6 protein-coding genes are annotated in these 5175 nt (G+C 46.2%); 1 reads left to right on the top strand and 5 read right to left on the bottom strand.

All coding sequences use genetic code 11. The annotated features are described in order from the left end of the window. The 3 genes from VLA04_03785 to VLA04_03775 form a co-directional block, all read right to left on the bottom strand. Positions 1 to 187 (bottom strand): hypothetical protein (locus tag VLA04_03785; protein HSI20793.1); only part of this gene is annotated, 187 nt, incomplete at its 3' end. A gap of 424 nt (positions 188 to 611) precedes the next feature. After that, positions 612 to 2489: a hypothetical protein gene (locus VLA04_03780; protein ID HSI20792.1), complete on the bottom strand. Its 1878-nt coding sequence runs from the start codon at positions 2487 to 2489 to the stop codon at positions 612 to 614. 74 nt (positions 2490 to 2563) lie between these two features. Further along, complete coding sequence (locus VLA04_03775) at positions 2564 to 2959, bottom strand: hypothetical protein (GenBank protein HSI20791.1); 396 nt, start codon at positions 2957 to 2959, stop codon at positions 2564 to 2566. Positions 2960 to 3147: 188 nt separating this feature from the next. Here VLA04_03775 and VLA04_03770 point away from each other — a divergent pair, with 188 nt between their 5' ends. Beyond that, positions 3148 to 3813: a recombinase family protein gene (locus VLA04_03770; GenBank protein ID HSI20790.1), complete on the top strand. Its 666-nt coding sequence runs from the start codon at positions 3148 to 3150 to the stop codon at positions 3811 to 3813. A gap of 514 nt (positions 3814 to 4327) precedes the next feature. Here VLA04_03770 and VLA04_03765 read toward each other — a convergent pair. After that, positions 4328 to 4549 (bottom strand): hypothetical protein, encoded by a 222-nt coding sequence (locus VLA04_03765; GenBank protein ID HSI20789.1) that lies wholly within the window; start codon positions 4547 to 4549, stop codon positions 4328 to 4330. Between the two features lie 180 nt (positions 4550 to 4729). Next, positions 4730 to 4981: a hypothetical protein gene (locus tag VLA04_03760; GenBank protein ID HSI20788.1), complete on the bottom strand. Its 252-nt coding sequence runs from the start codon at positions 4979 to 4981 to the stop codon at positions 4730 to 4732. Positions 4982 to 5175: the final 194 nt, after the last annotated feature.

The raw sequence follows: 5175 nt of genomic DNA, 5'->3' as shown, positions 1-5175 counted from the left end.
CTTCTGTCAGAACTTGTTGGGCTGTCACACCGCCAAGCACCAGCCTATTCATCTCAGTTGCAGCTACACAGGCTGAGCCATTAGCTGCCATATCAAGCCACTTCTGGATGAACTGAAGGGCTGTCTCTGTGGCTGGGTGGTTGAGGTTAGAGCTTATGAGGTCTTTACTTTCCTCATACTCCCGCATGAATTCAGAGCGTTGGATAGATCGCCCTAAAGGGTCTCCGTAAAGGTAAGCATTCTTGAAGTGATTGCGACAATGAGCGCTTAGGTTGTACCTGAGTTTGATACAGCCAGGAGCGCGGCATCTCATGTGACTGTTTCTGGATATAGATTGGCTTATGGGTTGGGTCATGGGTGTCCTTAGGGGTTATCAGTGGTTGATGTAACGAGGTCTTAAAGTTTCACTATCGGGGGTAACAGAGAGACAGATACAAGATTTACTTAAGGGTTGTACTGAGAGAGAAGGGGTATCCCATGCACGGGAAGCCCCTTTCTTTAGGGAAGAAAAATGGAAACGCTTAGGAATCTATTAAGCAATTCCATCTTTCTCAAGCGAGTCGATTTGATTTTTGAGAATAATGGAAACGCTCAGGGAATCTATTAAGGGATTACATTTTTCTCACCAGCCATAGCCCCTTACCAGACTTACCAAGAGACTTTGCATTCACTACAGTCCAACCATAAGCATCAACTGAAGGTTTCACTGTGGGGGACCCAAGCTCTCTCCGTACTTCACAGGACTTAATATCTGTCATGGCTTGTACATCCTTGAAGCTGATATGGCTGGAAGCTGAGGTACTAAGCAAAGCTATCAGCCCCTCACGTCCCTTGAGAGAACCTTTAGGGTCAGAGCTGACGACATACTCAAGGTATCTGCTTGGGCTTTGAGCGTTGGGAAATAGTCTGTCCAGGTTCGCTATTAGACGGTTGAAGTCCATTGAGGTGTACAAGTTCATGGCCCCACATTTACCCTGTGTGTCCACGTTCCTGACATTACCCCGGCTGGCTAACTGTTTTGTCCATCTCAAAAGGTCTCCCTCCTGGATGCTTAGATAATCGCCTTTGAGTTTCCCCCTTAGGGTGTGAATATCTGACTCTTCAACACTCTGGCTTTTAGCTCCCAGGGTCTTAGCCACTATTGCTCTGCGTGGTTGATAGAACTCAGAGAACATGAATACCTCAGTACAGTCCTTGTACTGGTTTGAGCCAATACCCTGGCCCCACCAGAGAATAGAACACACTCGCCCTGGAAATACCTCACTATCGGGTTCCCTTGGAGTGTGGGGAAAGAGTCCGTGAGTTGTAACCATGTCCTTGTGTACGATTACCAGGACTCGATCACCAGCCTTGGTGTTCTGCATGACGACCCCGCGAATCCAGGCTGCATAATCCTCAGCAGTTTTTCTATTAGAGACTACTGAGCGGAGGTGACTGAATTCTTTAGGTGGTTCCACATGATTCAACCTAAGGTTTGAGTAATCAATTTTGGGTACACCTTCTGCAAGCTTTCCACCCAACAAAGGGTACAGGCCGCATAGGTCAGCTGTAGCGTCTAGAATCACTTGGTTAGGCTCTGGACTAAAGGAGGGTACATAAGCCACAAAGCTCCTTGGAGCGCCCCGCGTGAGAAAGCAATAGCCCATAGAGCAAGCCCTGAGGAACCTAAAGCCCTCTATAAATTGCTCGGGGTTCCGTATACCGTAGGTACTGCAAAAGGTATGGGCTTCGGCCTCAGTGAAACTATCGTAAGCCTCAAGACACTCCACCAGCCTTACTCCCTGCATCTCATCACCGTTAGTAGAAAATACAGCCTCCATCCGGTGGGCGACGGTTGTTAAGATGGATACAAGGTGGTGGTGGGTATCGACTGAAAGGATGATGTCTCGGAGCTTTAGAATATCTGCTGGGGTTCTCTCGATGATCTGAGTTACTGATGGTTGTTCATCAATAAAAAGAACGTCCCGAGGCTTTCCCTGGTGCCGTCTAACTCCATAGTCTTTCCAGTGTTCAATCTCATTGAGCCACTTCTTATGGGTGTAGATGACGACTCGTTTAGAGGCTGTACTTTCCAGGGTAGTAAGAGTTACCGGAATACCAAGTCTCTCAATAACACTCGGATTGCGCTGACTCACATCATGAAAGCTTGTCCAAATTCCCAAGTCCTTATCTGGTATTTCATGGGCTAGAGCTATGTAAATTTCCTGGGCGTGGCTGATTTCCTCAACCACAAAGGCGCAGGTATATGCAGGGTCATGTGCATACATGGCACATGCAAAGGCTATGGCTGAGTTGGTCTTAGCTGATCCTGTGGGAGCTGATACGACCTTAAAGGGACTCTTCAGGGAACCCATGCGGGTGTCTCTGATTGCCTTGTCTGCTGTATTGCTTATGAGTTGCGCCACTGCTAGGTTAATCGGGGACAGCTCTCGGTTTTGTCTCTGTGCTTGTCTATGTAGAGCTTGTTCGTATTGCTTTTGAAATGTCATTGATTCCTCATGGGTGACCACCAGAAATACAAAAAGCCACTCAAGGTGGCTTATGGTTTCTTACTGGCTGGTATTTAACTGTTGATCGGTCTAGTGCTTCTTAGGTAATCGCTTTCATTGAGACGCGCCAGAATTGGATTGGGCACATAGTAGCCAAAGGTTTTGATGGGACGATTTCCAAGGTTCTTCCAAGGATATTGACCATTGAAAGGGTCTGCCTTGTTATTGCAGCAACTCAAGGTAAGCATCAACTCAAGCTCAAGCTCTTTCTTGGCTCGTCCATTACAGAACTGACTAAGGTGATCTTCGAGTGTTTCTATCGCTCGTCTGAGAATCATTGAGTTTGAGAACTCTTCCCCCTTTGACGCATAAAAGGTGCGAATCCAATCAAGCTTGGCTTTGGATAAAGGGTCTAGCCTGATGTTGGTATACGCACACGATGCTGTACTGGTCTTTGCGGTTTGTTTCATTGATTCGTTGTGTTCCGTATTAAGGTTAAAAAAGTAGTGCTTAGCTATGGTATTCGGTTCCCGATAAATCAGTGACTTACGAAAGATGGGCCGTTGCCAGAAAAGTACCTGCTAGGGTGTTGCGTTCAGATTGACAACATACATACCATCGTATGAAAATGTAGTCAGTCATCCATTGGAGCAAAAACATGGAGGGGAAATACGTTGCGTACTACCGCGTTAGCACAGCTAAACAGGGAAGCTCGGGGCTTGGATTAGACGCTCAGAAGGAAGCAGTGAAGCGTTACCTTAATGGTGGAAACTGGGAGTTATTACAAGAGTTCACTGAGGTGGAAACAGGTAAGGGTAGTAATGCGCTTAGTAAGCGACCCCACCTTAGAGCTGCTATAGAGTTCGCCAGGAAGAATAAGGCGAAGCTACTCATCGCCAAGTTAGATAGATTGGCCCGTAACGTCCATTTCATCTCCACCCTCATGGAGCAGAAGGTTAAGTTTGTTGCGTGTGACTTTCCTGAAGCCAATGAACTAACCATACATATCCTCTCAGCAATGGCACAGCATGAGGCGAAGATAATCAGTCAAAGAACTAAAGCGGCATTGCAGATAAAGAAAGAGCTTCTCGCCAAAGAAGGAAAGAAGCTGGGTAACCCCAAGCTGAAAGCCGACAATGACAAGCGATTGATTGAAGCTAAAGAGTTTGCCGAGAACTTGAGACCTACCCTTGATGCCTTCAAGACCTCAGGAATGTCTCAACGAGCTATGGTCAATGAATTGAATAAGCTTGGGGTTCCGACTGCCAGGGAAGGCGAGTGGAGCTTAGTACAACTCCAGCGGGTGTTATCAAGGTTATCTTAGTGGATGTTACGATTAAGTAACTGTTTCCATAAGGTAACTACAAACACCTTCATAAATCTTCATGTTAATCTTTGGATGTCTCGTGGATTCACCTACGGGCTTAACAACAAGGATAATCAAAGCATGAAACCTACCTACCTAAAGCTCTTCGGATATGAGCTGATGATTGAACCTTCTGGTCGTCTTACCTTTGAGTATGTGAAGGATTCACCGACTGAGAGGGAGCTATACTTAGGACGAGTGAAGGTCATCATAAGCGGGTAGCAAGTAGGAGATGCTAAAGAAGCCCTTGGGATTACCTGAGGGCTTTTCTATTGGTACTGCTGGGGCTGAATTTGCTAACCAGGTTTCAAACTCGCTAAGGCACGTTAGAAAGAGTAAGCCGGTTGGACTGATTGAGATGTCAGGAAGAGACCCCGGAGGGGGGAACGGGCGAACCCACACCGTAGGTTACCCACTCGCATTTTTCTAACAAAACTATTCGGAAGTTTCCCCACCCCTATAGTGAGTTGTTTTAGATTTTGGAAAATGGGTTTTCATCTTCCTCTGCTGGTTCAGTAGTTGCTATAGCATTGAACGAGATAGTTTCGGCGCCTGTGAAAGATTGGCATTGGCTCTGGACATACTCAATCGAACCTATCGCCACGGACCAAGGTTGGCCCGTTAGATCGGCTAGTGCTTTAGCAAATGCCTCTTGCAGTTGAGAGGTAGCTATTTCTTTGATTTTTGAACCCATATGGAAATTTCTCCTTATTGTAATTCTTGGTCATTTGCTAGGGGCTCTCCATGAACCACATAAGCGCCCCATAGGAATTGCGATACTGTTTTTTCTGCTGCCAACTTTGTTAAATGAAACGCAGGATGGTTTTCGTCAACAACCGCATTAAATTCAAAAGTGCAAATGCAGCTTTTGGAATCATAAAAGATGTTTTTGATGTAATGCCCAAAACCATCTTGGGCTGCAATTCTTGATCAGTACACCCTCCGTAATCAAAGAATCGGCATAGTTGGCAAAGGTTGTCTCAAGCTGAGTATCTAAGCCATTGCCGCGATTGTATGTAATGAAGTTTGTAACGGCTTGTAATTCAGACTCAGTGTAGGGGAGACGCATCGTTGCCCGCATGATGTCTTTAAGCTCTATGAGCGGTGGGAGTTTTTCGATATTCATAAGCAGTAGTTTTTCTTGGTTATTGTGAGCATTACACCATAACATCGCACTCTATTCTCCGTCTGTCGCTTACCGTTGGGGAATGTAGTGATAACTAGGGGACTGCAATGGGTGAGTATCGAAGAATACTGGAGGCCGCTTATCGTCGCTTTCATGACCAACTGGAGGTTAGCAAAGATACTTCCTATGGCCCG

The sequence above is a fragment of the Verrucomicrobiia bacterium genome (assembly GCA_035460805.1).
GTDB lineage: Bacteria > Patescibacteriota > UBA1384 > CAILIB01 > CAILIB01 > DATHWI01.
Note: the sequence above shows the minus strand (reverse complement) of the source record. Positions and strands in the feature narration are given on the sequence as shown.